This is a genomic window from Luteibacter sp. TLI7-4A (assembly GCF_056754745.1).
On record NZ_JBPGWO010000001.1, the window covers coordinates 914,693 to 940,180 of the forward strand.

Sequence of the window (25,488 nt, forward strand, 5' to 3'; positions counted from 1 at the left end):
TCCTTCACGGGGTGTGCCCTTCGTCGGCGCGCTTGTCCGCAAGGGCGATCTGCTGGGCCACGGCATGGGCCACGTTGGAATCCGGGTCGAGCAGCGGTTGCAGCTTACGCCAGGTGGCCGCGGCGTCGGTGTAGCGCTCTTGCTGGAATTGCGCGATGCCGAGCAGCCACAAGGCCCGCTGGCTCTGCGGCTCGATGGCCAGCGCACCGGTGAGCAGGTCCATGGCGCGGCCCTCGATGCGGTGGTCCGGCCTCACCAGCGAGTCGGCCTCGGCCCAGCCGACCATCGCGGCGACATTCTTCGGATCGGCTTTCAAGGCGCGGTCGTAGGCGTCGCGCGCATCCGGCGCTTGCTTGAGCATGCTGTAGGTCTGTCCGAGGAGAACCCATCCCTGGGCATCGTCGGGATGCTCCTTGAGGCGTGCCAGCAGGCTGTCGATGGCTTCGCCGACGGTCATTTCCTTCGGCGGCTCGACGCCACCGAGGGTCGCCGGCGTGCCGACGAGCATGTAGATGCCGGCGCTGCCCAGGGGCAGGAGCACGGCGATCGCCACCACCCATGCGAACACGCCGCGCGGGCGGCCATGCAGGCGGCCCTGGCGAACGAGCGGAACGAGCAGCAGGGCGAGCGCGAGGGCGAGCATCGCCGCCGCGACGAGATAGAACGCGAGTGTCACCAGTCGTCCTCGGTGTCGTTGGCCGGCGTGCCGACGGTGGGGTTCTGTCGTGCGCGACGGCGCACCTGCACCGCGACGACGGCGGCGCCGGCGGCGAGCAGGGCGAGCGGGCCGAACCAGAGCAGCCAGGTGGACGGCTCGACGGGCGGCTTGTACAGCACGAACTGCGAGTAACGGTCGACGAGGTAGGTCTTGATCTCGTCGTCGCTCTTGCCCGCCTGGATCATCTCGAACACTTGCCGGCGCAAGTCGTGCGCGATCGGCGCGTTGGAGTCGGCCAGTGTTTCGTTCTGGCACATCGGGCAGCGCAGCTCGGAGGTCAGTTTCTGGAAACGCACCTCTTCCGCGCGGTCGTGGAACGGCAGGGGCTGGATGGCTTGCGCGCAAACCATCGCGGGCGACAGGCACAGCGCCAGCCAGAGGAGGACGCGGCGGATCACGGCGCTTCCTTCGCCAGCGCGGCGAGGGCGGGGCGGATTTCCTTCTCGATCACCTCGGGGGTGATCGGGCCGATGCGCTTGTACCGGATCACGCCCTTCGCATCGATCAGGAAGGTTTCCGGCGCCGCGTATACGCCGAAGTCGATGCCGGCGCGTCCGTCGCGGTCGGCCACGATCACATCGAAGGGGTTGCCATGCTCGGCGAGCCACGCCGTGGCGGCTTCCGGTTCGTCCTTGTAGTTGAAGCCGACGATGGGCAGGCCGAGCCGCTTCATGTCGGTCATCAGCATCGGGTGTTCGTGCACGCACTCGATGCACCAGCTGGCGAACACGTTGAGGAAATAGGGCTTGCCGAGCAGGGACGCCTTGTCCACGGTGCGCGACGGTTCGCCGAGCACCGGCAGCGCGAACGCGGGCGCGGGCTTGTCGATCAGCGGCGAGGCGATCTCGCGCTGGTCGTGCTGTGTGTTCCACCAGATGCCGAAGCCGAACAGGCCCACCAGCAGCAGAAAGCCGATCAGGGGAAGCAGGCGGCTCATGCCGGCGTCGCCTTCGGTTCGAGCGTGCCCTCGGCGGCGATCTTCTTCGCCCGGAAGCGGCGTTCGCACGCGGCGAGGAAACCGCCCGCCATCATGAACAGGCCGCCGAGCCATATCCAGCGGACGAAGGGCTTGTGATACAGGCGCAAGGCCCATGCGCCTTGCACGTCGTTCGCGTCCATCGGTTCACCCAGGGCCACGTAGATGTCGCGGAACAGGCCGGCATCGATGGCCGATTCGGTTTGCACCTGGCCGCGCGAATAGGTGCGTTTCTGCGGATGCATCGTGCCCACGGTGGCGCCGTCGCGGAGGATCGTGACGACGCCTTCGTCCGCGCGCCAGTTCGGACCCTCGGTTTCCTCGACGCCGTCGAAACGGAAGTCGTAGCCACCGATGGACTCGGATTGTCCGGGCGCGAGGCGCACGTCGCGCTCCACGCTGAGCGACTCGGAAAGCATCACGCCGATCACGAAGATCGCCACGCCGGCATGCGCGACCAGCATGCCGGCCATCTCGGCGGGATAGCGGCGGCCGCGCGGCATCTCGCGCCAACGCTTGACGATGTAGGACAGCGTGCCCGCGCCGACCCACACCGCACCGGCCACGCCGGCGATCGCGCGGAGATGGCCTTGCGCGAAGAAGGCGGCGGCGACCGCGCAGATCAGCGCGGCGACGCCGGCACGCAAGGCCATCGCCGTGAGTTGCCGCCCTTCGGCGCGTCCCCAGCGGAGATACGGGCCGAACGGCAGGAGGAGCACCGCGGGCGCCATCAGCATCACGAACAGGAAGCCGAAGTACGGCGGTCCGACCGAGATGCGCCCGAGGTTCAAGGCATCGCCGATCAACGGGAACAGCGTGCCGAGCAAGACCATCGCCGCCGCCGTGGTGAACAACAGGTTGGCGACCATGACCCCGGTTTCGCGCGACAGCGGCGCGAAGGGCTTGCCCGTGGCGACCTTGGGCGCACGGATCGCGTACAGCAGCAGCGATCCGCCGATCACGACGATAAGAAAACCCAGGATGTACAGGCCGCGGCGTGGATCGGAGGCGAACGCGTGCACCGAGGTGAGCACGCCGGAACGGACGAGGAAGGTGCCCAGCAACGACAGCGAGAAGGCGAACAGGGAAAGCAGCACCGTCCACGCCGGGAGCGAACCTCGTTTTTCCGTCACCGCCTGCGCATGGATCAACGCGACGCCGACCAGCCAGGGCATGAACGACGCGTTTTCCACAGGATCCCAGAACCACCAGCCGCCCCAGCCCAGTTCCGCATAGGCCCACCAGCTGCCGGCGACGATGCCGAGGGTCAGGAAGGCCCAGGCGACGTTCGTCCACGGCCGCGCCCAGCGCACCCAGGCCTGTTCCATCCCACCGCCGAGCAGGGCGGCGATCGAGAAGGCGAAGGCGACCGAGAAGCCCACGTAGCCCATGTACAGCACGGGCGGGTGGAAGGTCATGCCCGGGTCCTGCAGGACGGGATTCAGGTCGCCGCCATCCGCGGGCATCGGCAGCTCGCGCACGAAGGGATTGGAGGTGAACAGGATGAAGGCGAGGAAGCCGACGCCGATCAGGCCCAGCACGCCGAGCACGCGCGCGACGAACGCCGGCGGCAGGTGCCGGCTGAAAGCGGCCAGCGCGACCGACCAGATGTTGAGGATGAAGACCCACAGCAACATCGACCCCTCGTGCGCGCCCCATACCGCGGTGATGCGGTAGTACCAGGGCAGGGCGAGGTTCGAGTTGTCGGCGACGTAGGCCACCGAGAAGTCGTAGTGCAGGAAGGCGTGGATGAGGATCGCCATGGCGGCGAATACGAAGACCCCCTGGCCGGCGGCAGCCGGACGCGCCACGGCGATCAGGGCGGCGTTGCCGCGCCATGCGCCGAGGATCGGCAACACGCCCTGCACGAGGGCGAGCAGCAGCGCGAGCGCGAGCGCGAACTGGCCGAGTTCGGGGATCACCGCGGCATGTCCTTCTTGTCGTCGATCTTGCGGTTCTCGTGCGCCTTGGTCATGGCGTCCTTGAGTTCCTTCGGCATGTAGTTCTCGTCGTGCTTGGCGAGCACTTCGCTGGCGATGAAGCGGCCGCTGTCCATGCGCCCGGTGGCGATCACGGACTGGTTGTCGCGGAACAGGTCCGGCAGGATGCCGGTGTATTCCACGGGCATCGCGCCACCGTCGTCGACGACGATGAAGCTCACCTTCAAGGTGTCGGCGGCACGCTGGATGGAGCCGGATTTCACCATGCCGCCGAGGCGAAAGGTGGCGTACTGCGTGGCCTGTCCTTCCTGCACCTGGCTCGGAGTGAACAGGTAGTTCATGTTCCGCTGCAGGGCGAACACGGTCAGGCCTATCGCCACGGCGGCGGCGGCGACGACCGAGATCACGATGGCGAGGCGGCGTTTACGCGTCGGGTTCATTGCTTGGAGGGTTTCCCGGCCGGCGGCGGTTTTCCTGGCGCGCGAGCCGTGCGCGGAGTTCGCGCAGGTTGCGGCGGCGCCGGGCCAACGGGGCCAGCGTGTCGATCAAGAGGACGATGAAGAAGACGGCGACGGCGGACCAGACATAGAAGCCGTAGTCGCCCATGGCGAAGGCCTGGCTCATGCGGGATCGTTTCCCGCGCGGCCGGCCAGCAGGTCGCGCACCCAGCCCTTGCCACCTTCGGAGGCGACGAGGTCGGCGCGCACGCGGGCGAACAGGCTGGCGATGTAATAGAGCTTGGTGGCGGCCATCATGGTCAACAGCGGCCAGAGCATGCTCGCCTCGATGTGCGACGGGCCGAGCAGGCGCACCGTCGACCCCTGGTGCAGCGTGTTCCACCAGTTCACCGAGAAGTGCACGATGGGCACGTTGACCGCGCCCACCAGCACGAGGAACGACGCCGCGCGGGCACCCTGGCGACGGTCCTCGAACGAGTGGTACAGGCCGATCACGCCGAGATAGATGAAGAGCAGCACCAGTTCGGAGGTGAGGCGCGCATCCCAGGTCCACCACGTTCCCCACATCGGCTTGCCCCAGAGCGAACCGGTGACGAGGGTGATGAAGGTGAAGGCGGCACCGATGGGAGCGGATTCCATCGCCACGGTTTCGGCGATCTTGATCCGCCAGACCAGGCCGATGAAGGCGGCCACGGCCATCGCCCCGTAGATGAACAGGCTCATCCACGCGCTGGGCACGTGGATGAAGATGATGCGGTAGGCGTCGCCTTGCTGGTAGTCCGCCGGCGCGATGAACAGGCCACCGTACAGGGCGACCGCGCCCAGCACGAGCGCGAGGCCGAGCGCCCACGGGCGCACGGCACCGGCGAAGCGGTAGAACACCGGCGGCGAGCCGAGGCGGTGAAGCCAGAGCGGAACCCAGTTAGCCATCGATCCTCGTCGCAGGTTCGTTCAAGCACCGTGAGTCCCCCGATGGGACCGTGTGGTTGCGTGCGTTCATGTGTCCATGGCGATGCGTAGTGCGGCGGCGCAGGCCAGCGGTGCGAGGACGAGCGCCAGGGCGAGCCCGGCTCCCAGCCAGGCGATCGGCGCGATCCAGGGCAGCCCTTCCTGCGCGGCGGCCACGGCTCCGGCGGCGAAGATCACGACCGGCACGCACAACGGCAGCAACATGAGCGCCAGAAGCATACCAGAGCGCCTCGTTCCCGCCGTCAGGGCGACCAGCACCGCGCCCATGAGGCTCAGCAGCGGCGTGGCGAGCGACAATGCGGCGATGAGCACGGGCATGGCCCCCGGCGGCAGCCTGAGCATGCCCGCCAGCAGCGGCGCCACCACGATCAGGGGCAGCGCGGACGTGATCCAGTGGGCGAGGATCTTCATGGCCACCAGCAGGGCGAGCGGCTGCGGCGCGAGCATCAGCTGCTCCATCGAGCCGTCCTCGATGTCGGCGCGGAAGAGCTGGTCGAGCGAGAGCAGGATGGCGAGCAGCACGGTGACGAACACCACGCCACCGGCGATCCGCGACAGCAGCGCCGGATCGGGGCCCAGCGCGAAGGGGAACAGGGTGGCCACGATGACGGCGTACAGCACGGGCAGGGCGATATCGCCGCGGCGGCGCCAGGCCAGGGTGAGGTCGCGTCGCAGCAGCGCGGCGCAGGCGGTGGGCGTGCTGCCGGGCCTCACGCGTGCAGCCGGATACGTCGAGGCTCGCCGCCGGCGAAGCTGACCGCGCCGTGGCTGGTGACCAGGGCCGCGCCGCCGCGTGCGGTATGGCGCTCGAGCAGGCGATTGACCAGGGCGATGCCTTCGCGGTCGAGGTTCGCATACGGCTCGTCGAGCAGCCAGATGCGTGCGGGCACGAGCAGGAGCCGGGCCAGCGCGGCGCGTTTCTTCTGGCCCGCCGAGAGCCGCCGCACGGGCTCGTCCTCGAAACCGGCCAGGCCGACCTCGGCCAGCGCGGCGCCCGCGTCCATGCCCTCGCGCAGGCCGTAAAGGCCGGCGCTCACGGCGAGGTTCTCGCGTGGCGAAAGGTCGAACTTGAGACCGAGGTGATGGCCCAGGAACACGACCATGCCTGCCATGGTGTCGAGCGAGAAGGTGGCACCGTCGACACGGACCTCGCCTTCGCCGGTCCGCAGCATGCCCGTGAGCACGCGCATGAGGGTGGTCTTGCCGCTGCCGTTGTCGCCTTCGACGAGGGCGATCTCGCCCGCGTGCAGCTTGAAATCCAACGGTCCGAACACCGGCTCGTCCTGGCGCAGGAAGCCGAGCGCGCGGGCTTCGAGCAGGATCGGGGGTTCGGTGGCGACGGTCATCCCGCGATTGTTGCGGGCGGCCGCGCGGATGTCCATGTTTCGGCATGCCCATCGCCGACAGGGTCGGCTCCCACCAAGCTGGCGGATCTGGCGGGAGCCGACCCTGTCGGCGATTCCCACGGAGCTGAACTTCACCCCCGCTCGAACGCCTGCCCAGGCAGCGGCGGCAGCGTCGCCTCCAGCGTGCGCACGGCGGCATCCATGTCCACCGAAGCCACCGCCTCATGCCCTCGCAGCAGCTGCTCCACCAGCACGTCCTGCGCACGCCCGCGCTCCAGCGCGTACGCATACGGGAGATGGGTGAAGGTGACCATGCGGTAACGCGGGAGGTAATGCGTGGGCGAGCGCTCGGCCAGCAGCGCGCCAAGCTCGCGCTTGCGCAGGTAATGCGGATCGGCGACCGAATCGCGCATTTCCACGTAGTTTTCCAACGCCATCTGCGCGATGGCATCGGCATTGGGCTTGCGCCGGCGCTCGAACTCCGCGAACACGGCCGCGGCATCGCCTGGCTGCGCGGCGAACAGGTCCGCCAGTTCCGCCGCGTCTTCGAAGCCGCAATTCATGCCCTGCCCATGGAAAGGCACGATCGCGTGCGCGGCGTCGCCGATCAGCAAGGCACGCCCGCCGACATGCCAGCGGTCGAGGTAGAGCGTGCCGAGGGTACCGACGGGATGCGCCGCCCAGTCGGCCGCGAACTCGGGCATGAGGGCCAGCGCATCGGGAAAATCGGCGCGGAAAAACGCTTCCGCGGCGCCCGCGCCCGCGATCGTGCGGAAGCTGGGATGCTCGCCGTCGTTGGGCAGGAAGAGGGTGACGGTGAAACTGCCTTCGCGGTTGGGCAGCGCGATGCACATGTAATGTCCGCGTGGCCAGATGTGCAGCGCGTTGCGCTCGATCGCGAACGGAGTGGCGGGATCGCTTCCTGGCGGGATCTCCAGTTCCTTGTAGCCGTGGCCCAGCTCCTCGACGCGCTCGCCCAACGGCGAGTGCAGGTGCATGGCCGCGCGCAGCGCGGAGCCGGCGCCGTCCGCGCCGATGACGATGGGCGCCTCGACCGTGCGTTCCACGCCATGGGCATCGCGCAAGGAGAGCGTGCCCGCGTCGAGGTCCGCGCCCGCCAGGCCCTGGTCGAAATGCACCGTGGCGCCGGCCGCCTCGGCGGCGTCGAGCATCAGCGTATTGAGGCCGCCGCGCGACACCGACCAGATCACTTCGGAATCGTCCACGCCATAGCGTTGCAGGCCGCTATGGCCGGCGGGATCGTGGACCATGCGCCCGCGCATCATCACCGCCTGTTCGAGCACGCGATCGGCAAGGCCGGTGGCACGCAAGGCATGCAGGCCGCGTTCGGCCAGGGCGAGATTGATCGAGCGACCGCCCTGGAAACCCGCCTGGCGGGGATCGGAGCGCTTCTCGTAGACGGTGACGCGGAAACCGCGCTGGGTAAGCAGGGTGGCGACCAGGGCGCCGACCAGTCCGGCGCCGACCACGGCGATGTCGTTACGGGGCATGGAGGCCTGCATCCGGGCGCGAGATATTGCGGGGCAGCGCATCGTGCGCCGCAGCGCCGCCGGGGGCAAGCCCGCGACGGCGGGGCTTCTTAGCTGGGTTTCTTGCCCGTACGGGCAGCGGGCCGGACGGGTTCCGCCGGCTTGGCCGTGGCGGCGTCGAGGAAGCCGCGCTGCATCGACTTCCAGACGTCGAGGTTGCGCTCGGTCATCTCGTTCAGCATGGACCAGGGCGTCTGGCCCATCAGGCTGTTGAGCTGGTTGCGGAACTGCTGCTGCTGGTCGAGGAAGACCTGCAGGCTGCGTTCCAGGTACGGCCCCATGAAGCCCTGCAGGGAGTCGCCGTAGAAGCGGATGATGTGCGAGAGCAGCTGCGGCGACAGCATGGGCTGGCCGTGCTCCTCGTGCTCCGCGATGATCTGCAGCAAGACGGAGCGGGTCAGGTCTTCACCGGACTTGGCGTCGCGGACCTCGAAAGTTTCCCCGTCGAGCACCAGCTGGCGGACTTCCTCCAGCGTGATATAGCTCGAGATTTCCGTATCGTAGAGACGACGGTTCGGATACTTCTTAATGATGCGTAGGGTTTGTGCCATGCGGCGAAAGCTACCACGAGGTATTGCGCCGCACCAGTTGCGGCAGCTGGCCGTAATCGTTTACGGATTTCACATTCGCAGTTTGGATCGATTTAGCTAACTTTGTTTTAATGTGCCGCCGCGCCACCCGCGTTGCCGAACGGCGGTTTCGCCAGCCAGAGGATCGGGATCAGGGCGAGGAAAAGCAGCGCACAGCCCCAGAACACGTCGTTCACCGCCAGCGTCGCCGCTTCCCGGGTCACCAGTTGGTCGACCACCGCCAGCCCCGGCTTGCCCGGAATGCCGAGCGACGTGAGTTGCTGGGTGAAGGTCGTGGTCGCGGGCGATGCATGCGTCACGTACTCGGTGAGCGAGGCATGGTGCGACTCGGTACGGTGCTGCCACAGGGTGACCGTCACCGCGGTGGACACGCTCGACGCCAGGGTACGGCAGAAGTTCGCCAGTCCCGATGCACCCGCGACCTGGTCCGGATTGAGGCCGGAGAGGAAGATCTGGTTGAGCGGAATGAAGAAGCACGCGATGGCGATGCCCATGATGAAGCGTGGCAGCACCAGCGTGGCGAACGATGCGCTGCTGTTGAACTCCGAGAACCAGAACGCGGTGAAAGCGAACACGATGAAGGCAAAGGTCACCACGGCGCGCAATTCGAGCCGCTGGATGTTCTTGCCGATGAACGGTGACACCAGGAAGGCGAGGATGCCCACCGGCGCGGTGGCGAGGCCGGCCCACGTCGCGGTGTAGCCCAGCGTGGTCTGCAACCACAGCGGGAACACCACGTTGATGCCGAAGAAGGCGAGCATGCCCAGCGACAGCGCGGTGACGCCCACGGCGAAGTTGCGCCGCGTGAACAGCGAGAGATCCACCACGGGATGCTTCGCGGTGAGTTCCCATATCACCAGGAAGACCAGGGCCACGAGCGCGACGAGTCCCAGCGTGAGGATCATCGGCGAAGCGAACCAGTCGTGGTCGTTGCCGTTGTCGAGCATGAACTGCAGCGAGCCTACGCCGATCACCAGCAAGGCCAGGCCGACGGTGTCGATGGGCGCGCGCACGATCTTCGTCTCGCGGTGGCGAAGGATGCTCCAGGTCACCACGCCGGCCGCCGCCCCCACGGGCACGTTGATGTAGAAGATCCACGGCCAGGAGAAATTGTCGGTGAGGTAGCCACCAAGGATCGGGCCGAAGATCGGCGCCACCACCACCGTCATCGCCCACATCGCCAGCGCGATGCCTTGCTTGGTTTTTGGATAACTCGCCAGCAGCAGCGACAGCGACAAGGCCACCATCGGGCCCGAGCCCGCGCCTTGCAGGAGACGGAAGATCACCAGCATCGGCATGCTCGTCGCCAGGCCGCAGAGCATGGAGAACGCGACGAACAGGGCCACCGATACACAGAACGTGCGCACTTCACCGAAGCGTTTCGCCAGCCAGCCCGTCAGGGGCTGCATGATCGCGCTGGCCAGGGCGTAGGAACTGATGGCCCACGTGCCCTCGCTCGGGCTCACGCCGAGGCTGCCCGCGATATGCGGCACGGCGACGTTCACGATCGTCATGTCGAGGATCTCCATGAAGGTGGAGAACGCGACGGCGATCGTCAGCAGGACCAGTGGCCCGCCATGCAGTGGCTTGGGGCCGTTGGCGGGGGAGGCGTCGGGAAGGGCGGCGGCGTCGCTCAAGGCACGTCGGCTCCGAGATTGTCACGAACGATGGCGTCGGCGGCGGCATCGGCCTTCGCGGCGACCTCGTCGTAGACCCGGGTCTGGGCGACCGGCGTCGTGGACGGCTGCTTCGCCAGCACGTCACCCTTGTCGTCGGTGATGTCCACCGTCACGGCGGTGGACAGCCCGATGCGCAGCGGATGCTTGTCGAGGTCCTGCGGGTCGAGCGCGATGCGCACGGGCACGCGCTGCACGACCTTGATCCAGTTGCCGGTGGCGTTCTGCGCGGGGAGCAGCGAGAACGCGCTGCCGGTACCGGCACCCAGGCCCACCACCTTGCCGTGGTATTCCACGCCGCCACCGTAGATATCCGCCTCGATCTTCGCCGGCTGGCCGATGCGCACATGGCGCAGCTGGCTTTCCTTGAAGTTCGCGTCCACCCACAGGTCGTGCAGCGGCACCACGGTCATCAGTTGCTGGCCGGGCTGCACGCTGTTGCCGACCTGCACGCTGCGCTGGGCCACATAGCCATCGATCGGGGCGACGATCGCGTTGCGCTGCGCGGCGACCCAGGCCTGGCGGAAATTGGCGCGGGCCTGTTCCACGGCGGGGTTGCCCTGCACGTCGCTGCCGTCGACCAGGGCGCGGGCGGCGTCGGCCTGGCGCTGCGCGGCGTCGAGCGCGGACTGCGCGCTGGTGACCGCGTCCCGTGCGTGTTGCACTTCCTCGGGCGCCACGGCCTTTTCAGCGAGCAACGGCAGGCGACGCTTGAGGTCGTCCTGCGCGCGCTTGAGGTCCTGCCGCCGGGCGACGAGCGAGGCGTCCGCGCCCGCCGCCGACTGCGTCTGCTGGCGTACCTGGCGCACCGCCTGGGCGAGCGCGCTGCTGGCCTTGCGCAGGGCGACGTCGGCATCGGTGGGGTCGAGCCGGACGAGCACCTGCCCGGCATTCACCCGCTGCGTGTCGTCGGCATAGACGCCGACGACGATGCCCGGCACCTGGGCCGAGATACCCACCTGGTTGCCGCCGACATACGCATCGTCGGTGGTCTCCCTGGTGGAGAAAACGAACAGCCAGAGCAGGACCCACGTGATCGCGGCGAGGACGAAGACGGTCAGCGCGATCAATAGCGCGCGGGCGCGCTTGCGCTTGTCCTTCGGCGCGTTGCCGCCATCGTCCTGTGCGCGCGGCGTGTCGGTGGAATTGGCGCTCATGGGCTCGTGGCTCCGTTCGTGCGAGGCGTGGAAGGGGATGTGATGGTTTCGGCGCGGTATCCGCCGCCGAGTGCCTTGATCAGGGCGATGTCGGTGGCCAGGGCCTGGCCATGGAGGTCGGCCTCCATGTCCTGTTGCTGGATCAGCGCGGCTTCGGTCGCCAGCGATTCGCGATCGTCGCGAACGCCGCGCGCGGCGCGGGCACGGGCGCTGGCGAGCAAGGCGTTGGCGGCCTCGACCTGGGCGTCCTGCTGCGCGCGCCGCGCGGCGATCTGCTGGGCGCCGAGCGCCTGCGTCGCCACGTCGCGCGCGGCGCTCGCCACGGCGGCGTTGTACTGGGCGACCGCCGCGCCGAGTTGCGCGCGGCTGACACCGTGATTGGCTTCCAGTGCGCCGCCCTCGAAGATCGGCAGATGGATGGCCGGCGTGAGGGAGAAGACGCGGCTGTCGGCCGAGAAGACCTTGTCCATGTCGATGCTCGACAGGCCTGCCATGGCGCTCAGGCTCACGTCGGGAAAGAATTGCGCGCGCGCCGCGTCGGTCTGGCGCAGCGCGGCTTCCACCTGCCAGCGGCTGGCGGCGATATCGGGCCGGCGTGCCATGAGATCGGTACCGGCGTCCGTCGGCAGCCCGGGCGTCACCGCCGGCAGGGGCCGTGGCGTCAACGCGGGAAGCTCGGCGGGCGACACGCCGACCAGGGTGGCGAGCGAGGCGCGGCGGATATCCGCCGAACCCTGCAGCGCGACGCGTTGCTGCCGTGCGCCGGCCAGTTCGGCCCGCGCCTGCTGCGCCGTGTCGGGTTCGTCCACGCCCTGTTTCACCCGCAATTCGGCGATGCGCAAGGCACGCTCCCGCGCGGCGACGAGGCGATCGGCGAGGGCGACACGGGACTCGTCGGCGAGCCATCCGAAATAGGTGTCCGCGACCACCGCCTGGATGTCGAGCGAAGCGGCCGAGCGTTCCGCTTCGGCGGCGCGTGCGCTGTCGATCGCGGATTCGATCGTGTAACGCTTCTTGCCCCACCAGTCGAAGTCGTAGCGGACCTGGATGCCGAGGTCGGCCTGGTTGTACCAGGTGAACCCGAGGAATTGCGAAGGAATGAGGCCGTGCTCGCTCATCCGCTGGCGCGCGACCTGGCCGCTGCCGTCGACGCGCAGGCCGGCCTGCGCGGCGGCCACGCGGATGTTCTGCTCGGCGGACTCCACGCGCGTCCTGGCCTGGGCGAGGTCCGGCGCGCCGCGCAGCGCGAGGTCCATCAGGGTGTCGAGCTGCGGGTCGTTGTAGACGCGCCACCAGTCGGCCGCGGGCCAGCCGGCACGGGTGCCGGTGGAGAGGCCCGCCAGGGGCGCCTCCTCGCGTAGTGCCGGCCGATCGATCTTCGCCGGCACGTGGCAGGCGGCGAGCAACACGGCCACGGCGCCTGCGAGCAGGGTGGGGCGGAGCGAGGTACGAATCATGGGCTGGCGTCCGTGTCGACCGTGCGGTCGATGTGCAGGGCGAGTTTCTTGAGCAGCTTTTCGAAGGTCTTCCGTTCCGCGGCGCTGAAGCAGGCGAACGACTCCGCCACGGCCGGGAACATGGGTGGCAGCAGCTTGGCGACGAAACGCCGGCCGGCTGGCGTGATCCGCAGCAACACCTGGCGCCGATCATGCGTGGCGTGCGAGCGGGAGATGAGGTCTCGCTTGGCCAGCACGTTGGCGATGCGCGTCATGTTGGTGGGCTTCTGCTCGGCGAGCACGCAAAGCTCGCCCGGCGTGGCGCTGCCGTCCTCGCTGCTGTACAGCATCATCAGCGTGCGGAAATCGCTGTCGTTGAGGCCGTGGGGCTTGAGCTTGCTCTCGAACTCACGCAGCAGGGCGCCGGCCGTCAACATCAGCAGGCGCACGAGGATCACCTCGGACTTCGGCAGCTCCGGGATACGGTCGGCGACGCGGCCGACCCCCTCGTAGAGCGCATCGACACAAGGTTTGAGGCTGGACATTTCGCTGGATAATAGTTCGCTGGTGAACTATCAGGTTAGCAAGGATGTGTCGACGATCGCAATATGCCTTGGTCATGCCCTGTCATGGCCGGGCGCGAAGGTCGCTCTTGTGTTCCGATGATTGTCTTGGATGTTCAGCAGGTATCGGGACGCATGCCGAAACGGTGCGACGAATTCGACGATCCATCGCAGACGGCACTTGACCAATCCCCCATTCCCGACTTACTTGGTCATGCCGGTCGAGCCAGGCCACGTGCCATGCCGGCCTGGCTCATGAACGGGCCAACACTGAAAAGGAGATTCAGATGAAGAAGCCGACCAACATCCCACCCGCTCTGCTGGAGAAGTCGCGTCAGAATGCACGCAAACAGCGTGGAACTGCTCCCGAATCCGTTGCGCGCCTGGAAGCGCATGGCGCCAGTGACGTCACCGTCGATCGCAACGCGGTCGTTTATCCTCTTCTCGCCCGGGCACTCGACGAACAAGGTCAGCCAGTGGCACAGGAAGTCATTCACTTTCAGGTGCTCGATGAGGACCAGACCGGCACGGCTTTCCACGCGGAAGGCATCGAATTTCCGCTGGACAACAGTTTCGGCCTCACGGATTCGACTGGATACTGCATGCCTTTCGACACGTTGCGCACGGGCGAAGCGCCAGGTACGGCCGTCGTTCGCGCCACGGCGCCGAACGGTGCGTCCGATGATATCCATGCGGACTTCACGATACGGGTTTCCTCCGTTGTTCCCTACGAGATGATTGTCCGGGAGGGCGACAACCAAACGTTTAAAGCGGGCACCATGGTTAGTTTCTTCGCGGTGGTCCAGCTGAAGGATGAGGACGGCGAGCCCGTCACCTACGGTACCGTGCGCTTTCGTATTGAAGATCCCAATGGCACTGGCTCCGTCTTCCTCTTCAACGGCTACGTGGTTGCTTACAACGCCATGCTGGTCGATGGGGAGGGAGTGGCAGGACTTTCCTGTGACCTCTGGGTGGGTGACGGTGCACCTGGCTCGGTGTTTTACGTGCGGGTGAGCCGCGACGGCAGGGCGCCCGTCCGTGATCTCCAGTGCACGGTGGTGCCGTCTTGAGTCAAGGGCAACCTCCGCAAGGCTTGGGGCGATCCCTTTCGTGATGCAAAGCGCCGGAATGCGGTCGGCGACGCGCTCCCGATCCATCAACTACTGAACAAGGACTGTCAGATGAAAAAGGCACGGCTCATTCCCAAGGAACTCATTGAGGCGCAGTGGCGGCGGACGCACGAAGGCCGTATGCCCGTGGCACGGTTGGAAGCGTTGGCCGCGCCCGACAGGACAGTCGATCCTGGCATCGATATTTATCCTCTCTTCGTCGAGGCGTTTGAGGCACAGGGCGAGCCCGCGGCGGGTCAGGTCATTCGCTTCGCCGTGCTGGAGGACGATCCGGAGAATCCCACGGGCACGACGTTCCTCGCGGATGGTGTATCTGCCATCGCCAGCTATGGCGTGACCGATAGCGCTGGCACCGCCATGCCGACCGAGTCGCTACGGGCGGGCATGTCGCCGGGAGTGGTATTCGTTCGGGCGACCGCACCCCTGAGTGGTGGAGAGGGCATCCATGCGGACTACACGATTCGGGTTTCCGATGCGACACCGGCGCAATTCAAGATTCTGAGCGGCGGCGACGAATCGTTCCAGATGGGCACCGTGGTTCTCGTAGAAGCAATCGTTCAGCTGCTGGATGCGGCGGGAAAGCCGATTCCCTACGGCACGGTACGCTTTCACATCGAGGATCCGGATGGCACCCAATCCCAGCTGGAGTCTCCAGAGAATCCGATTGCTTGGACGGCCTTCTCCGTCGATTCCGAAGGAAAGGTCGGCTTTTACAGCATCGTGAGCGTGGGTGACGGCGCGCCGGGCAAGAGTTTCGCCATTCGCATGAGCCGCGACGGCAGGGCGCCATACCACGATCTCACCTACAGGACACTTGCCATCCCGGCGACGTGACGCCTGCCATCGATCGCAGGCGATCGGGCTTGACCTTTCGTACCTCTGACCTTTACTTACCTACTCGCATGGATCGCGCGGGTCGATGGCGACTTGCCTCGATTCCGCGCTGCACATCCGTCACCTTCTGAATAAGGACACTTCAGATGAATGAACCCGTTGTCATCCCGCAGGCTCTCATCAAGAAACTGCGCCGGGAAAGGAGCAAGCGCCGGGAACCCGTCGCGCGATTGCAAGCATTTGGCGAGCTCGACAGGACGGTGGATTGCGACAGCGTGGTCTTCCCGCTTTTTGTCATGGCATTTGACGCGCAGGGCCGGCCGGCCGCGGGGCACGCCGTTCGTTTTGCCGTGAAGGACTCGGCGAACCCGACGGGAACGGCTTTCATCGTGGCGGGAATCCCTGTTGAGGATAGTTATGGATTGACGGACGGTTCTGGCGCTGTCATGCCGACGGACACGCTGTTATCCGGCAAGACTCCGGGAACCGCTGTCGTTCGGGTAACGGCGCCCGAAAGTGCGGGCGATGACGTCAATGTCGATTTCACGATACGGGTTTCCGACGCGACTCCCACCGCCATCAACGTCTTGAGCGGTGGTAACGAGTCCTTCACGGCGGGAACTGCCGTTGTCATCGCAGCGACCGTGCAGTTGGTGGACGAGGTGGGTAAGCCGATAACGTTCGGTACAGTGCGGTTTCATATCGAAGACCCCAACGGAACCCACTCGCAACTGACCTATGCGGGATACCCGGCAGCCTGGATAGGCGAAGCTGTCAATTCAGAGGGGATAGCCGCGTTCACCCACCTGGTTCGCGTGGGCGACGGGGCACCCGGTGCCAGCTTCGTCATTCGCGCCAGTCGTAACGGCAGGGAGCCCCATGGCGATCTCGTCTACCAGACACTTGCGCCCAGGGCGAAATAAAGAGGTTCTTCACGGAAGTCCGGGAAGCGCGGCAGGCAGAGCCGTCGGCCGCCATCCTCGTCGCTCCGGTTGCACCGTCGCTCGGGAAAGGATGCCTGTGGGAGCCGACCCTGTCGGTGATGGGTGCTTGCCTCAATCTGGCCCGCTGCCGCGGGATCGCCGACAAGGTCGGCTCCCACCAACGGGGTTTCCGGGTGAAACACCCCGGTGCGGCACGCGACATGCGGCGGGCGGTGCTCTTTCCCACCAATCCACCCCAGGATCGAGAGAGCTGCCGGGCGCCACCCTCGGCGCGACATTAGGAGCCGAGGACGGGCGGGCGGAGAAGGCCCGAAGGGGGCCGGCCAGGGATGGCCGGCCGTTTCCGCTGAGCCAGGAGGGCGAATCGGACCCCCCCCGCCCGACCGTCCGAGCCCGAAGGGGCGCAGCCATCGGACACGGCCGCGCAGCGGCATCCTTGCCCAAGGGACGGCGACTACCGTCGCGCCGAGGGTGGCGCCCGGCAGCTCCCCTCGCCGCACAAGCCCAACGCGAGGGCGAAGCCGAGCCCGCACCCCGGACATGCGCGAAGAACCAGTAAAGAGCCGGGAGGTTGGCAAGCTTCTTACAGCGCAAACAGACTCGTCGCGTTCGCCGTGGTTGCTGTCGCGACACCCACTTCGGATTCGCCGCGCAACCCGGCTATCGTTTTCAGTACGTCGAGCATGTAGGCGGGCTCGTTCCGCTCGCCGCGATGGTTCGCGCACGGTTGGTCGGGTGCATCGGTTTCCAGTAGCAACCACTGCAGCGGCATATCGCTGACGACACGGCGGATGCGGTTGGCGCGGTCGTATGTAACCGGACCGCCGATGCCGATGTGGAAGCCGAGGTCGAACAGCTGCCGTGCCTGTTCCTCGCTGCCGGAGAAACTGTGCACGACACCGCGCAGGCCACCGATGCGGCGCAGCGTGTGGATGGTTTCCTCGAAGGCGCGGCGTGCGTGGACGATGACGGGCAGGTCGTGTTCCTTCGCGATATGCAACTGGCGGACGAACAGGTCGCGCTGGCGCGCGGGGTCGAGGCCATCGACGTAGAAATCGAGCCCGATTTCGCCGACGGCCACCGCGCCGTGACCCTCCAGCCAGTCCTGCAATTCGTCGAGATGGATATCGCGGTGGTGTTCGAGGAACAATGGATGCAGCCCGTAGGCGGGGAAGACGCCGGGGCGTGACGAAGCCAGCCGCTCGACCCCTTCCCAGTTTCCGCGATCGATCGCAGGCACGATCCAGCGCCGAACGCCGGCTTCGGCGGAGCGGTCGAACATCCTGCCCCGGTCGCCGTCGAACGAGGCGTCGTCGAGATGGGCGTGGCTGTCTACGAGATCGAGCATGTCGGTGTGATGCCGGGATGAAGGGTGGAGGGAGTCTAAGGCGTCGTTCAGTTTACCGACTGTCAAATGTGCCCGAGGCGACTTCCGGGTGATGGGGCTCTGGCGCCATCGAGGTCGCTGACCTTTGTTAGGAGATTAGGGTTATGAGCAGGTTGAAGATTTCCGTCCTGAACGCTGGTTTGGGTGCGGCCCTGGTATTGAGCCTTTCCGCCTGCAACCGCGATGCGAATGCCGACATCGCGAATGCCCCGGCTCCGGCTCCGGAGGCCGCCCCGGCACCCGCACCCGAGCCCCCGGGCCCGAAGTACGGGCGTGTCGTCAGTGTGGACCCCGTTCGTGCACAGGCGTCGGCGCCCCAGCGGGAGTGCCATGACGAGGTGGTGACCCGGCGCGCGCCGGTGAAAGACCAGCACCAGATCGCCGGTACCGCCATCGGTGCGGTGGCCGGTGGCCTGCTCGGCAACCAGATCGGTGGCGGCAAGGGCCGTACGTTGGCCACGGTGGCTGGCGCGGTCGGTGGCGGCTACGCGGGCCACGAGATCCAGGAGCGCCGCCAGGAAACCAATACGGTGACCAGCACGGTCCGCAAGTGCAGCACCGTCTCGGCGGGTAGCAGCGACAAGATCGTGGCCTACGACGTGCGCTACGAATACAAGGGCGTGACCCGCACGGTGCGCATGGACCACGATCCGGGCGATCGCGTGGAAGTGCAGGAAGGCGTTTCGGTCGTCTCCGACGCGCGTTGATCCACGAACCATCCATGAGGGCGTAAGCCATGCATAGCATCGTCCGCAAGATCGGTATCGTCGCGGTGGCCCTGGCCACGCTGTCGCTGTCCGCGTGTTACGAAGAGCCGCGTCGCGTGTATCGTGAGGATCGCGTGGTGTACTCCGGTGCGCAGCGAGGGTGTGCGCAATGCGGTGTCGTGGACGACATCGAGCAGGTGTACGTGCAGAAGGACTCTTCGCCGCTTGGCGCCGTGATCGGTGCCGTCGCCGGTGGCGTGCTGGGCAACACCATCGGCAAGGGCGACGGTCGTTCCGCCGCCACGGTGGGTGGCGCCGTCGTGGGTGGCCTCGTCGGCAACCAGGTCGGCAAGCGCAACGGCTCCGACGACGTGGCGTTCCGCGTGCGGATCCGCCTAGACGACGGCCGCTGGGCCACGGTGACGCAGCGTGAGGACCCACAGCTGCGGCGCGGCGATTATGTGGAGGTCCGTGGGGATCGCGTTTACAGGCGTTGATCGTTCAGCCGTAAAGACGTCCATAAAAAGCCCGCCTCATGGCGGGCTTTTTATTGGAATCACCTGCGAAGAAGCCACCACTGATGTAATGAAGGCAGCCATTCGTGGGGGCCGACCCTGTCGGCGATGGGTGCTTGACTCGGCGTGCCCGCTGGCGCGGGATCGCCCACAAGGTCGGCTCCCACGAGGTCGACTTCCACCCGCAAGCTCGGCTCGCACTCGTGCCGCCGGGTACTTTTCCGCGGGCAAAAAAAGACCCTCATCCGAGGGCCCCTTTTCCCGGAGATCCCAAGCTGCCCGCCTGGATCTCTTTTCCCCGCGCGTTCTTGCGTCAGTTGACGGCGTAGAACGCGTGGTCGCCTATCTTGCGAACGACTCGACTGCTCGACCAGCTCGGCGCCACCGCCACGGTGGCGAAATGATCGGCCTGTGGTACGTAAACGAGGCGTTCGCTCTTGGGCAGGTTCCAGTTGTTCATGGAATCGCCGGCGATTTTCCATGCCTTGTTCCACGCGACGAGATCGTTGATCTCGAAATCCTTCGGCGTGGTGGTGATCGCGAACTGGCGCGGAGCCTTCACGACTTCACAGACATTGTTGCCACCCATGCCGCGATCGCGGCGACGGAGAGCGACTTCCGCCACGGCATACTGGCCGATGGTCGGTTCACTGCGTGCTTCGAGATACACCGTCGTCGCCAGGCAGGTCTGGTCGGCGAGGTGGCTTGGAAGGACGGACGCCATCCAGAGCAAAGCGGAAAGTTTCATGTGTATCTGCCTCCAACGAGCTTTTCCGTCACTTGCGGCCTTGGAAGAGCCATGGGAGACGTATGAGCGGTAGACGGGCGGGCAGGCCGTTACTACCTGGACCAACCGACGACATCCGATACATGCAGGAAACACGGATGACTCGGGCGTCACACACTGTGACTTAACTGGGCGGCTGTCCGGAGCCGCCCGGCATGGGGTGTCGCCGAATGGGTTCGGCTCACGACGCGCCATGGGGAGGCGCGTTACGTTGTGCTCCGGCGGGGGCCGGGTCGCGCCAGAACCGTCATCGTCGACGGATCGTCGCGGGTGTAACCGTGTGGTGACAGCACGGCCACGCAAATGGATCGGCGGAGACTAGTGGTGCGTGTCGATTTGCGCAAGTGCGCGAGTGGCGCGGTTCAGCTTTGACTCACACATATGCAGGAACATTTTTTTACGACGTCATCGCACATTCATTCGGCAAACGTCGACAAGACATGTAGTTGTATGCCCTGCGATTCAAGAGTCTCCGCCTGCGACATCGTGTCGTCCAGTACAACTAGTGATGTAGGCGAAGTCGAGTACATGTTCTGCATCAACACGATGCCTGCGTCACGTCCGTCAATGCGCAGTGAATGTCCTTCTTGCAATGCAGCATCGCTGCGCACGATACGCAGGTGGCGTTTGTGTCCGCCGAGAAAATGCAGCCTCGCGGCGATTTCCTGGCCGGGGAAGCAACCCTTGTCGAACGCCACGGCATCGAGACGTTCCATCGACAACGCGGGCGGAAGCAAGATGCCGAGCGCTTGTTCGGGAAGCCATGCAAAGCCCTTGTCGACATGTCGCGCGATCCACGTGTCGTCACCCTCGTGCGCGCCGATGCGCAACGACGCGTCGCCTTCGCCCAGTACCAGCGTGTCGTCTTCCTCGCGCGCATCGCCATCGGCAACGGCCGTGCCGTCGGACACGTGCAGTTCGGCGGATACATCGATCCTCACCTTCGAGCGAAACACGAAGCGCTTCAGGTCGACGGCCAGCGACGACGCATCGCCACCTCGCGGCATGACGACGTAGCGATCGTCCGCGACGCGGGCGATCTGCAGCAGCGCGCGCACCCGTCCTTTCGGGTCGAGCCAGCCGCTCCATTGCCAGCGTCCGGTCGCGAGCGCCAGGACATCGCTGCTGAACTGGGCGTTGGCGAACGCGCCGGCATCGGGGCCGGCGAGGGTGATGGTTCGAGTGGTACGGCTCGGCATGGGGGAGGCGCAAGGCAGGGTGGAGGGGTAAGATATACGGTCCGGCCTTGGCCAAACCAAGCCTCGCGGCTTTCGTCAAGGTTGTGCTGCCGTTGCACAGGTATTACGCTTTTAGGGCTTTATAACCATGTCCGACAACCCCTCCGAACCCCAGGACGCGAACGATTCCGCTCCGGCGAAGCCGCTCGTCACGCCGATCGCCCCCACGAACGGCGGACCAAGGGTCGAGAAAGCGCCATTGGACCCTACGCGTTACGGCGATTGGGAAAAAAACGGACGCTGCATCGACTTCTGACCGATCGGAAGGCGAGGGAAGGCTGTCGGGCATCTAGCGATTCCAATCCAGGATAGCCGCCATGGCACAAACGGGACGACCGCTTTCACCGCATCTCCAGGTCTACAAGTGGCAAGTGCAGATGGTTTCCTCCATCCTGCATCGCGCCACCGGCATCCTCAATGCCGTCGGTAGCCTCATCATCGTCTGGGGGCTCGCCTCCATCGCCGCCGGTCCGGAGGCCTTCGGGACGTTCACCAGCCTGGCAGGCAGTCCGTTCGGCACGGTCCTCATGATCGGCTGGACCCTGAACTTCTTCTACCACCTGTGCAACGGCATCCGGCATCTGGCGCAGGACGCCGGCGCCGGTTATGCCGTCGAAACCTTCATTCGTTCCAGCTGGCTTTCCATCGTCGGCGCCATCGTGCTGACCGCCCTGGTCTGGGGCTACGTACTGCTGGGAGCCCAGGCATGAGCAAGGATCTTCGCAACCCGCTCGCTCGCGCCCGTGGCCTGGGATCGGCGAAAGAGGGCGTCAGCCACTGGATGCTCCAGCGCGTCACCGCGCTCGGCCTGGTCTTCCTCACGCTCTGGTTCGTCTTCACCGTGGTGAGCCTGGCGCACGCCGATTTCGACACGGCCCGCGCCACGCTGGCGAAGCCGTGGAACGCGGTGCTGCTCATCGCGCTCATCATCACGATGTTCCGGCACGCCGTCCTCGGCCTGCAGGTCGTGATCGAAGACTACGTCCATACCCGCTGGCTCGAAGTGGCCTCGCTGGTCCTCATCAAGTTCATCGCCGTACTCGCCACGCTCACGGGCGTACTGGCCGTGTTGCGCGTCGCGCTCGGAAGCTGATCGATGGAATCCTACAAGGTTCAACAACACAAGTACGACGTGATCGTGGTCGGTGCCGGTGGCGCCGGCCTGCGCGCCACCTTCGGCCTCGCCGAGAAGGGCCTCAAGGCCGCCTGCATCACCAAGGTCTTCCCGACCCGCTCGCACACCGTGGCGGCGCAGGGCGGCATCTCGGCCGCGCTCGGCAACATGGGCGAAGACGATTGGCGTTTCCATTTCTACGACACGATCAAGGGCTCCGACTGGCTCGGCGACCAGGACGCGATCGAATACATGTGTCGTGAGGCCATCCCGGCCATCATCGAGCTGGAACACTACGGCGTGCCGTTCTCGCGTACCGAGGAAGGCAAGATCTACCAGCGTCCGTTCGGCGGCATGACCACGCACTACGGCCAGGGCACCGCGCAGCGCACCTGCGCCGCGGCCGACCGCACCGGCCACGCCATCCTGCACACGCTTTATCAGCAGGCGCTCGCGCACGACGCCACGTTCTTCATCGAGTACTTCGCCATCGACCTCGTCTTCGAGGACGGCAAATGCGTGGGCGTGCTCGCGCTCGACATGAACGAAGGCACGTTGCACCTCTTCCGCGGCCACGCGGTGGTGATGGCTACCGGTGGCTACGGCCGCGCCTACTTCAGCGCCACTTCGGCGCATACCTGCACGGGCGACGGTGGTGGCATGGTGCTGCGCGCCGGCCTGCCGTTGCAGGACATGGAATTCGTGCAGTTCCACCCGACCGGCATCTATGGCGCCGGCTGCCTGATCACCGAGGGCGTCCGTGGCGAAGGTGGGTATCTCACCAACTCCGAGGGCGAGCGCTTCATGGAGCGCTACGCGCCGAACGCGAAGGATCTCGCCTCGCGCGACGTCGTCAGTCGCGCGATGACCATCGAGATCCGCGAAGGTCGTGGCGTGGGCCCGAACAAGGACCACATCCACCTCAACCTGATGCACCTGGGCCCCGAGGTGATCGGCGAGCGCCTGCCGGGCATCGCGGAATCCGCGCGCATCTTCGCCGGCGTCGACGTCACCAAGGAGCCGATCCCGGTCCTGCCGACCGTCCACTACAACATGGGCGGCATCCCGACCAACTACCACGGCGAAGTGGTCACCAAGCGCGACGACGATCCGGATTCGATCGTGCCGGGCCTGTTCGCGATCGGTGAAGCCGCTTGCGTGTCGGTGCACGGTGCCAATCGCCTGGGCTCGAACTCGCTGCTCGACCTGGTGGTATTCGGCCGCGCCGTCGCCCACCGCTGCGCCGAGCTGATCAAGCCGGACACGCCGCACAAGGATCTCCCGGCCAATGCGCTGGACAAGATCCTGGGCCGCTTCGACGCGCTTCGCCACGCCGATGGCGGTACGCCGACCGCGCAGATTCGCGCCGAGATGCAGAAGACCATGCAGTCCGACGCCGCGGTGTTCCGTACGGGCGAGACCCTGAGGGAAGGCAAGGCGAAGATCTCCGCCGTCTACGACTCGTTCAAGGACGTCAAGGTCAGCGACCGCTCGATGGTCTGGAATTCCGACCTCATCGAGACGCTGGAATTGTCCAACCTGCTCGCGCAGGCGGTGGCCACCATGCACTCGGCGGAGCAGCGTCCGGAAAGCCGTGGCGCCCATGCACGCGAGGACTTCCCCGATCGCGACGACCACGACTGGCAGAAGCACACGCTGGTGTGGATCGACGAGGCCGGCCAGTCCAGCTTCGACTTCCGCCCGGTGCACATGTACACCCTGACGGACGACGTCGACGTCGTGCCGCCGAAAAAGCGCGTTTACTGATACCGGACCGGAGAGGCAATCGTGGCAGAGTTCACGCTACCCAAGAATTCCAAGATCCAGGCCGGCAAGCATTTCCCGGCGAAGGGCGCGAAGAACGTGCGCACCTTCAAGGTCTATCGCTGGACGCCGGACGACGGCCAGAACCCGCGCACCGACACGTACGAAGTCGATCTCGACGCGTGCGGCCCGATGGTTCTCGACGCCCTGCTGAAGATCAAGAACGAAATCGACTCGACGCTCTCGCTGCGCCGCTCGTGCCGCGAAGGCATCTGCGGTTCGTGCGCGATGAACATCGATGGCACCAACACGCTGGCATGCACCAAGGCCATCGAGGATTGCGGCGGTGGCACGGTCAACATCTATCCGTTGCCACACATGCCGGTGGTGAAGGATCTCGTTCCCGATCTCACCCATTTCTACGCGCAGTTCGCCTCGATCAAGCCGTGGATGCGCACGCAGAGCCCGGCACCGGCCGACAAGGAGCGCCTGCAGTCGCCGGAAGACCGCAAGAAGCTCGACGGCCTCTACGAATGCATCCTCTGCGCCTGCTGCTCGACCTCGTGCCCGAGCTACTGGTGGAACGGCGATCGTTACCTCGGCCCGGCGATCCTCCTTCAGGCATACCGCTGGATCGTCGACAGCCGTGACGAGGACACCGGCGCCCGCCTGGACGACCTGGAAGATCCGTTCAAGCTCTACCGCTGCCACACGATCATGAACTGCGCGCGCACCTGCCCGAAGGGCCTCAACCCGGCGAAGGCGATCGCGGAGATCAAGAAGCTGATCGTGCAGCGCCGCTCGGCCTGACCCCGGCCCGATGGAGCTCCGCTCGATGGAAGCTCCCACCAGGGTGGGGTCGCGCCTTGTGTGGGAGCCGCTTCAGCGGCGATGGGATGCGGCAAGGCGAGCTCCCGATCGCCGCTGAAGCGGCTCCCACATGAAGCGGCTCCCACAGTGATTTCGGTGACCTGTAATGGAAGAAGCCCGCCTCAAACGCCTTCGCTGGCGCACCCGCCGGGGTACGCGTGAACTCGATCGACTGTTCGGCGGCTGGCTCGACGAGCGCTTCGCCGACGTGGACGAAGCCACGAGGCGGGCTTTCGACGAACTGCTGGACGTGCAGGATCCCGATCTCTGGGATTGGGTGATGGGCCATGCCCGCGCTCCCCGCGACGACTGGCAGGCCATCATCGATGACATCCGCTCCAGGTACCGGCTTTGACATACGGCCGTCGGCCACGTTGAGCCGTCTCGGCGCGGCCATCGTGGCGCTGGCCACGATGGCCCCCTTGTTCACCGGATTGCCCCAGACGATCGCCTGGTTGTTCGCCGCCGGCATCGCATGGCACGGATGCCGGCGGCTCGTGGCGTTCCGGCGACCGTCCATCGTCTCCTTGCGCTGGACCCCCGACGATGCCTGGTCGGTGCGCTTGCACGGTGGATACGAGCGGCCAGCGGACCTGAAGGACGCACGGATATTCGGCACATCGGTTTTCCTGCGCCTTCGTTGGCGCGATGGCGAAGGGCGGGTGGCCTTGCTTCCCGACAACACGCCGGCCGACGATCTTCGCCTTCTGCGGGTCCATCTTTCGACCCGGCAAACCCCCTGAAACCCAAAGGCTCGCTGTCTGGGCGAGAGCCCCTGGCTTGCCCCGACCGTCCGCATCGGGCACTCTGCCGCGCGGT

Annotated in this window: 30 protein-coding genes; 12 read left to right on the top strand and 18 right to left on the bottom strand. The window is 66.2% G+C overall.

Annotated elements, in window-relative coordinates:
- Window positions 1–4: 4 nt before the first annotated feature.
- From ACR9Y6_RS04090 to ACR9Y6_RS04160, 15 genes are all read right to left on the bottom strand, one after another.
- Window positions 5–676 carry a tetratricopeptide repeat protein gene (locus ACR9Y6_RS04090; RefSeq protein ID WP_481280112.1) on the bottom strand — a complete coding sequence of 224 codons (672 nt, stop codon included), beginning with the start codon at window positions 674–676 and terminating at the stop codon, window positions 5–7.
- The gene (locus ACR9Y6_RS04095) at window positions 673–1,113 is read right to left on the bottom strand and encodes a cytochrome c-type biogenesis protein (RefSeq protein ID WP_481282687.1); all 441 of its coding nucleotides are present in this window, start codon (window positions 1,111–1,113) and stop codon (window positions 673–675) included. Before ACR9Y6_RS04095 ends, ACR9Y6_RS04090 begins: the two co-directional genes overlap by 4 nt.
- Window positions 1,113–1,655: a DsbE family thiol:disulfide interchange protein gene (locus ACR9Y6_RS04100; protein WP_481280113.1), complete on the bottom strand. Its 543-nt coding sequence runs from the start codon at window positions 1,653–1,655 to the stop codon at window positions 1,113–1,115. The genes ACR9Y6_RS04095 and ACR9Y6_RS04100 overlap by 1 nt, the downstream gene beginning before the upstream one ends.
- Complete coding sequence (locus tag ACR9Y6_RS04105) at window positions 1,652–3,616, bottom strand: heme lyase CcmF/NrfE family subunit (protein WP_481280114.1); 1,965 nt, start codon at window positions 3,614–3,616, stop codon at window positions 1,652–1,654. The genes ACR9Y6_RS04100 and ACR9Y6_RS04105 overlap by 4 nt, the downstream gene beginning before the upstream one ends.
- Window positions 3,613–4,074, bottom strand: coding sequence for a cytochrome c maturation protein CcmE (gene ccmE, locus ACR9Y6_RS04110; RefSeq protein WP_481280115.1), 462 nt, complete (start codon window positions 4,072–4,074; stop codon window positions 3,613–3,615). The genes ACR9Y6_RS04105 and ccmE overlap by 4 nt, the downstream gene beginning before the upstream one ends.
- Window positions 4,058–4,258 carry a heme exporter protein CcmD gene (ccmD, locus tag ACR9Y6_RS04115; protein ID WP_481280116.1) on the bottom strand — a complete coding sequence of 67 codons (201 nt, stop codon included), beginning with the start codon at window positions 4,256–4,258 and terminating at the stop codon, window positions 4,058–4,060. The genes ccmE and ccmD overlap by 17 nt, the downstream gene beginning before the upstream one ends.
- The gene (locus ACR9Y6_RS04120; protein ID WP_481280117.1) at window positions 4,255–5,022 is read right to left on the bottom strand and encodes a heme ABC transporter permease; all 768 of its coding nucleotides are present in this window, start codon (window positions 5,020–5,022) and stop codon (window positions 4,255–4,257) included. The genes ccmD and ACR9Y6_RS04120 overlap by 4 nt, the downstream gene beginning before the upstream one ends.
- A gap of 66 nt (window positions 5,023–5,088) precedes the next feature.
- Window positions 5,089–5,775, bottom strand: coding sequence for a heme exporter protein CcmB (gene ccmB / locus ACR9Y6_RS04125; RefSeq protein ID WP_481280118.1), 687 nt, complete (start codon window positions 5,773–5,775; stop codon window positions 5,089–5,091).
- On the bottom strand, window positions 5,772–6,407 hold the full coding sequence (gene ccmA / locus ACR9Y6_RS04130; protein WP_481282688.1) for a heme ABC exporter ATP-binding protein CcmA: 636 nt from the start codon (window positions 6,405–6,407) through the stop codon (window positions 5,772–5,774). Before ccmA ends, ccmB begins: the two co-directional genes overlap by 4 nt.
- Before the next feature lie 131 nt (window positions 6,408–6,538).
- The gene (locus tag ACR9Y6_RS04135; RefSeq protein WP_481280119.1) at window positions 6,539–7,918 is read right to left on the bottom strand and encodes an FAD-dependent oxidoreductase; all 1,380 of its coding nucleotides are present in this window, start codon (window positions 7,916–7,918) and stop codon (window positions 6,539–6,541) included.
- 89 nt (window positions 7,919–8,007) lie between these two features.
- Window positions 8,008–8,508, bottom strand: a complete 501-nt coding sequence (gene phaR, locus ACR9Y6_RS04140; protein WP_426284845.1) for a polyhydroxyalkanoate synthesis repressor PhaR — start codon at window positions 8,506–8,508, stop codon at window positions 8,008–8,010.
- Between the two features lie 107 nt (window positions 8,509–8,615).
- Window positions 8,616–10,184: a DHA2 family efflux MFS transporter permease subunit gene (locus ACR9Y6_RS04145; RefSeq protein ID WP_481280120.1), complete on the bottom strand. Its 1,569-nt coding sequence runs from the start codon at window positions 10,182–10,184 to the stop codon at window positions 8,616–8,618.
- Entirely contained in the window at window positions 10,181–11,380 is a 1,200-nt protein-coding gene (locus tag ACR9Y6_RS04150) for an EmrA/EmrK family multidrug efflux transporter periplasmic adaptor subunit (protein WP_481280121.1), read from the bottom strand. The genes ACR9Y6_RS04145 and ACR9Y6_RS04150 overlap by 4 nt, the downstream gene beginning before the upstream one ends.
- Window positions 11,377–12,837, bottom strand: a complete 1,461-nt coding sequence (locus ACR9Y6_RS04155) for an efflux transporter outer membrane subunit (protein WP_481280122.1) — start codon at window positions 12,835–12,837, stop codon at window positions 11,377–11,379. The genes ACR9Y6_RS04150 and ACR9Y6_RS04155 overlap by 4 nt, the downstream gene beginning before the upstream one ends.
- The gene (locus ACR9Y6_RS04160) at window positions 12,834–13,361 is read right to left on the bottom strand and encodes a MarR family winged helix-turn-helix transcriptional regulator (RefSeq protein ID WP_481280123.1); all 528 of its coding nucleotides are present in this window, start codon (window positions 13,359–13,361) and stop codon (window positions 12,834–12,836) included. The genes ACR9Y6_RS04155 and ACR9Y6_RS04160 overlap by 4 nt, the downstream gene beginning before the upstream one ends.
- A gap of 305 nt (window positions 13,362–13,666) precedes the next feature.
- Between ACR9Y6_RS04160 and ACR9Y6_RS04165 the strand changes: the two genes are divergently transcribed.
- The 3 genes from ACR9Y6_RS04165 (at window position 13,667) to ACR9Y6_RS04175 (ending at window position 16,266) form a co-directional block, all read left to right on the top strand.
- The gene (locus tag ACR9Y6_RS04165) at window positions 13,667–14,449 is read left to right on the top strand and encodes a hypothetical protein (protein WP_481280124.1); all 783 of its coding nucleotides are present in this window, start codon (window positions 13,667–13,669) and stop codon (window positions 14,447–14,449) included.
- Window positions 14,450–14,560: 111 nt separating this feature from the next.
- Entirely contained in the window at window positions 14,561–15,343 is a 783-nt protein-coding gene (locus ACR9Y6_RS04170) for a hypothetical protein (protein WP_481280125.1), read from the top strand.
- A 146-nt stretch (window positions 15,344–15,489) separates the two neighbouring features.
- Window positions 15,490–16,266: a hypothetical protein gene (locus ACR9Y6_RS04175; RefSeq protein ID WP_481280126.1), complete on the top strand. Its 777-nt coding sequence runs from the start codon at window positions 15,490–15,492 to the stop codon at window positions 16,264–16,266.
- Window positions 16,267–16,870: 604 nt separating this feature from the next.
- Here ACR9Y6_RS04175 and ACR9Y6_RS04180 read toward each other — a convergent pair.
- A complete protein-coding gene (locus tag ACR9Y6_RS04180) occupies window positions 16,871–17,635 on the bottom strand; it encodes a TatD family hydrolase (protein ID WP_481280127.1) in 765 nt (254 codons plus the stop codon).
- A 143-nt stretch (window positions 17,636–17,778) separates the two neighbouring features.
- Between ACR9Y6_RS04180 and ACR9Y6_RS04185 the strand changes: the two genes are divergently transcribed.
- Both ACR9Y6_RS04185 and ACR9Y6_RS04190 read left to right on the top strand, forming a co-directional pair.
- Complete coding sequence (locus tag ACR9Y6_RS04185; RefSeq protein WP_481280128.1) at window positions 17,779–18,381, top strand: glycine zipper 2TM domain-containing protein; 603 nt, start codon at window positions 17,779–17,781, stop codon at window positions 18,379–18,381.
- A gap of 29 nt (window positions 18,382–18,410) precedes the next feature.
- Window positions 18,411–18,878, top strand: a complete 468-nt coding sequence (locus ACR9Y6_RS04190) for an outer membrane lipoprotein (protein ID WP_481280129.1) — start codon at window positions 18,411–18,413, stop codon at window positions 18,876–18,878.
- 331 nt (window positions 18,879–19,209) lie between these two features.
- On the opposite strand, the gene ACR9Y6_RS04195 is transcribed toward ACR9Y6_RS04190, so the two are convergent.
- Both ACR9Y6_RS04195 and ygfZ read right to left on the bottom strand, forming a co-directional pair.
- Entirely contained in the window at window positions 19,210–19,644 is a 435-nt protein-coding gene (locus ACR9Y6_RS04195) for a cell wall hydrolase (RefSeq protein ID WP_306846487.1), read from the bottom strand.
- 455 nt (window positions 19,645–20,099) lie between these two features.
- Window positions 20,100–20,882: a CAF17-like 4Fe-4S cluster assembly/insertion protein YgfZ gene (ygfZ, locus tag ACR9Y6_RS04200; protein ID WP_481280130.1), complete on the bottom strand. Its 783-nt coding sequence runs from the start codon at window positions 20,880–20,882 to the stop codon at window positions 20,100–20,102.
- A 127-nt stretch (window positions 20,883–21,009) separates the two neighbouring features.
- Between ygfZ and ACR9Y6_RS04205 the strand changes: the two genes are divergently transcribed.
- The 7 genes from ACR9Y6_RS04205 to ACR9Y6_RS04235 all read left to right on the top strand — a co-directional run bounded on the left by ACR9Y6_RS04205 (window position 21,010) and on the right by ACR9Y6_RS04235 (window position 25,412).
- Window positions 21,010–21,177 (top strand): DUF1674 domain-containing protein, encoded by a 168-nt coding sequence (locus ACR9Y6_RS04205; protein WP_371024080.1) that lies wholly within the window; start codon window positions 21,010–21,012, stop codon window positions 21,175–21,177.
- A 61-nt stretch (window positions 21,178–21,238) separates the two neighbouring features.
- Window positions 21,239–21,631 carry a succinate dehydrogenase, cytochrome b556 subunit gene (sdhC, locus tag ACR9Y6_RS04210; protein ID WP_481280131.1) on the top strand — a complete coding sequence of 131 codons (393 nt, stop codon included), beginning with the start codon at window positions 21,239–21,241 and terminating at the stop codon, window positions 21,629–21,631.
- Complete coding sequence (gene sdhD / locus ACR9Y6_RS04215; RefSeq protein WP_481280132.1) at window positions 21,628–22,014, top strand: succinate dehydrogenase, hydrophobic membrane anchor protein; 387 nt, start codon at window positions 21,628–21,630, stop codon at window positions 22,012–22,014. Before sdhC ends, sdhD begins: the two co-directional genes overlap by 4 nt.
- A 3-nt stretch (window positions 22,015–22,017) precedes the next feature.
- Window positions 22,018–23,802, top strand: coding sequence for a succinate dehydrogenase flavoprotein subunit (gene sdhA, locus ACR9Y6_RS04220; protein WP_481280133.1), 1,785 nt, complete (start codon window positions 22,018–22,020; stop codon window positions 23,800–23,802).
- A 21-nt stretch (window positions 23,803–23,823) separates the two neighbouring features.
- The gene (locus ACR9Y6_RS04225; protein WP_306846499.1) at window positions 23,824–24,609 is read left to right on the top strand and encodes a succinate dehydrogenase iron-sulfur subunit; all 786 of its coding nucleotides are present in this window, start codon (window positions 23,824–23,826) and stop codon (window positions 24,607–24,609) included.
- Between the two features lie 166 nt (window positions 24,610–24,775).
- Window positions 24,776–25,024 carry an FAD assembly factor SdhE gene (locus tag ACR9Y6_RS04230; RefSeq protein ID WP_481280134.1) on the top strand — a complete coding sequence of 83 codons (249 nt, stop codon included), beginning with the start codon at window positions 24,776–24,778 and terminating at the stop codon, window positions 25,022–25,024.
- A gap of 19 nt (window positions 25,025–25,043) precedes the next feature.
- Window positions 25,044–25,412, top strand: coding sequence for a hypothetical protein (locus tag ACR9Y6_RS04235; protein WP_481280135.1), 369 nt, complete (start codon window positions 25,044–25,046; stop codon window positions 25,410–25,412).
- Window positions 25,413–25,488: the final 76 nt, after the last annotated feature.

Bases quoted from the DNA above. Each gene is read 5' to 3' on its own strand.
- ACR9Y6_RS04150 (WP_481280121.1), bottom strand. From the start codon at position 11,380: ATGAGCGCCAATTCCACCGACACGCCGCGCGCACAGGACGATGGCGGC.
- ygfZ (WP_481280130.1), bottom strand. From the start codon at position 20,882: ATGCCGAGCCGTACCACTCGAACCATCACCCTCGCCGGCCCCGATGCC.
- ACR9Y6_RS04100 (WP_481280113.1), bottom strand. From the start codon at position 1,655: ATGAGCCGCCTGCTTCCCCTGATCGGCTTTCTGCTGCTGGTGGGCCTG.
- ACR9Y6_RS04230 (WP_481280134.1), top strand. From the start codon at position 24,776: ATGGAAGAAGCCCGCCTCAAACGCCTTCGCTGGCGCACCCGCCGGGGT.
- sdhA (WP_481280133.1), top strand. From the start codon at position 22,018: ATGGAATCCTACAAGGTTCAACAACACAAGTACGACGTGATCGTGGTC.
- ACR9Y6_RS04175 (WP_481280126.1), top strand. From the start codon at position 15,490: ATGAATGAACCCGTTGTCATCCCGCAGGCTCTCATCAAGAAACTGCGC.
- ccmE (WP_481280115.1), bottom strand. From the start codon at position 4,074: ATGAACCCGACGCGTAAACGCCGCCTCGCCATCGTGATCTCGGTCGTC.
- sdhD (WP_481280132.1), top strand. From the start codon at position 21,628: ATGAGCAAGGATCTTCGCAACCCGCTCGCTCGCGCCCGTGGCCTGGGA.
- ccmD (WP_481280116.1), bottom strand. From the start codon at position 4,258: ATGAGCCAGGCCTTCGCCATGGGCGACTACGGCTTCTATGTCTGGTCC.
- ccmA (WP_481282688.1), bottom strand. From the start codon at position 6,407: ATGACCGTCGCCACCGAACCCCCGATCCTGCTCGAAGCCCGCGCGCTC.
- ACR9Y6_RS04205 (WP_371024080.1), top strand. From the start codon at position 21,010: ATGTCCGACAACCCCTCCGAACCCCAGGACGCGAACGATTCCGCTCCG.
- ACR9Y6_RS04155 (WP_481280122.1), bottom strand. From the start codon at position 12,837: ATGATTCGTACCTCGCTCCGCCCCACCCTGCTCGCAGGCGCCGTGGCC.
- ACR9Y6_RS04160 (WP_481280123.1), bottom strand. From the start codon at position 13,361: ATGTCCAGCCTCAAACCTTGTGTCGATGCGCTCTACGAGGGGGTCGGC.
- ACR9Y6_RS04190 (WP_481280129.1), top strand. From the start codon at position 18,411: ATGCATAGCATCGTCCGCAAGATCGGTATCGTCGCGGTGGCCCTGGCC.
- phaR (WP_426284845.1), bottom strand. From the start codon at position 8,508: ATGGCACAAACCCTACGCATCATTAAGAAGTATCCGAACCGTCGTCTC.
- ACR9Y6_RS04135 (WP_481280119.1), bottom strand. From the start codon at position 7,918: ATGCCCCGTAACGACATCGCCGTGGTCGGCGCCGGACTGGTCGGCGCC.
- ACR9Y6_RS04180 (WP_481280127.1), bottom strand. From the start codon at position 17,635: ATGCTCGATCTCGTAGACAGCCACGCCCATCTCGACGACGCCTCGTTC.
- ACR9Y6_RS04170 (WP_481280125.1), top strand. From the start codon at position 14,561: ATGAAAAAGGCACGGCTCATTCCCAAGGAACTCATTGAGGCGCAGTGG.
- ACR9Y6_RS04185 (WP_481280128.1), top strand. From the start codon at position 17,779: ATGAGCAGGTTGAAGATTTCCGTCCTGAACGCTGGTTTGGGTGCGGCC.
- ACR9Y6_RS04165 (WP_481280124.1), top strand. From the start codon at position 13,667: ATGAAGAAGCCGACCAACATCCCACCCGCTCTGCTGGAGAAGTCGCGT.
- ACR9Y6_RS04120 (WP_481280117.1), bottom strand. From the start codon at position 5,022: ATGGCTAACTGGGTTCCGCTCTGGCTTCACCGCCTCGGCTCGCCGCCG.
- sdhC (WP_481280131.1), top strand. From the start codon at position 21,239: ATGGCACAAACGGGACGACCGCTTTCACCGCATCTCCAGGTCTACAAG.
- ACR9Y6_RS04195 (WP_306846487.1), bottom strand. From the start codon at position 19,644: ATGAAACTTTCCGCTTTGCTCTGGATGGCGTCCGTCCTTCCAAGCCAC.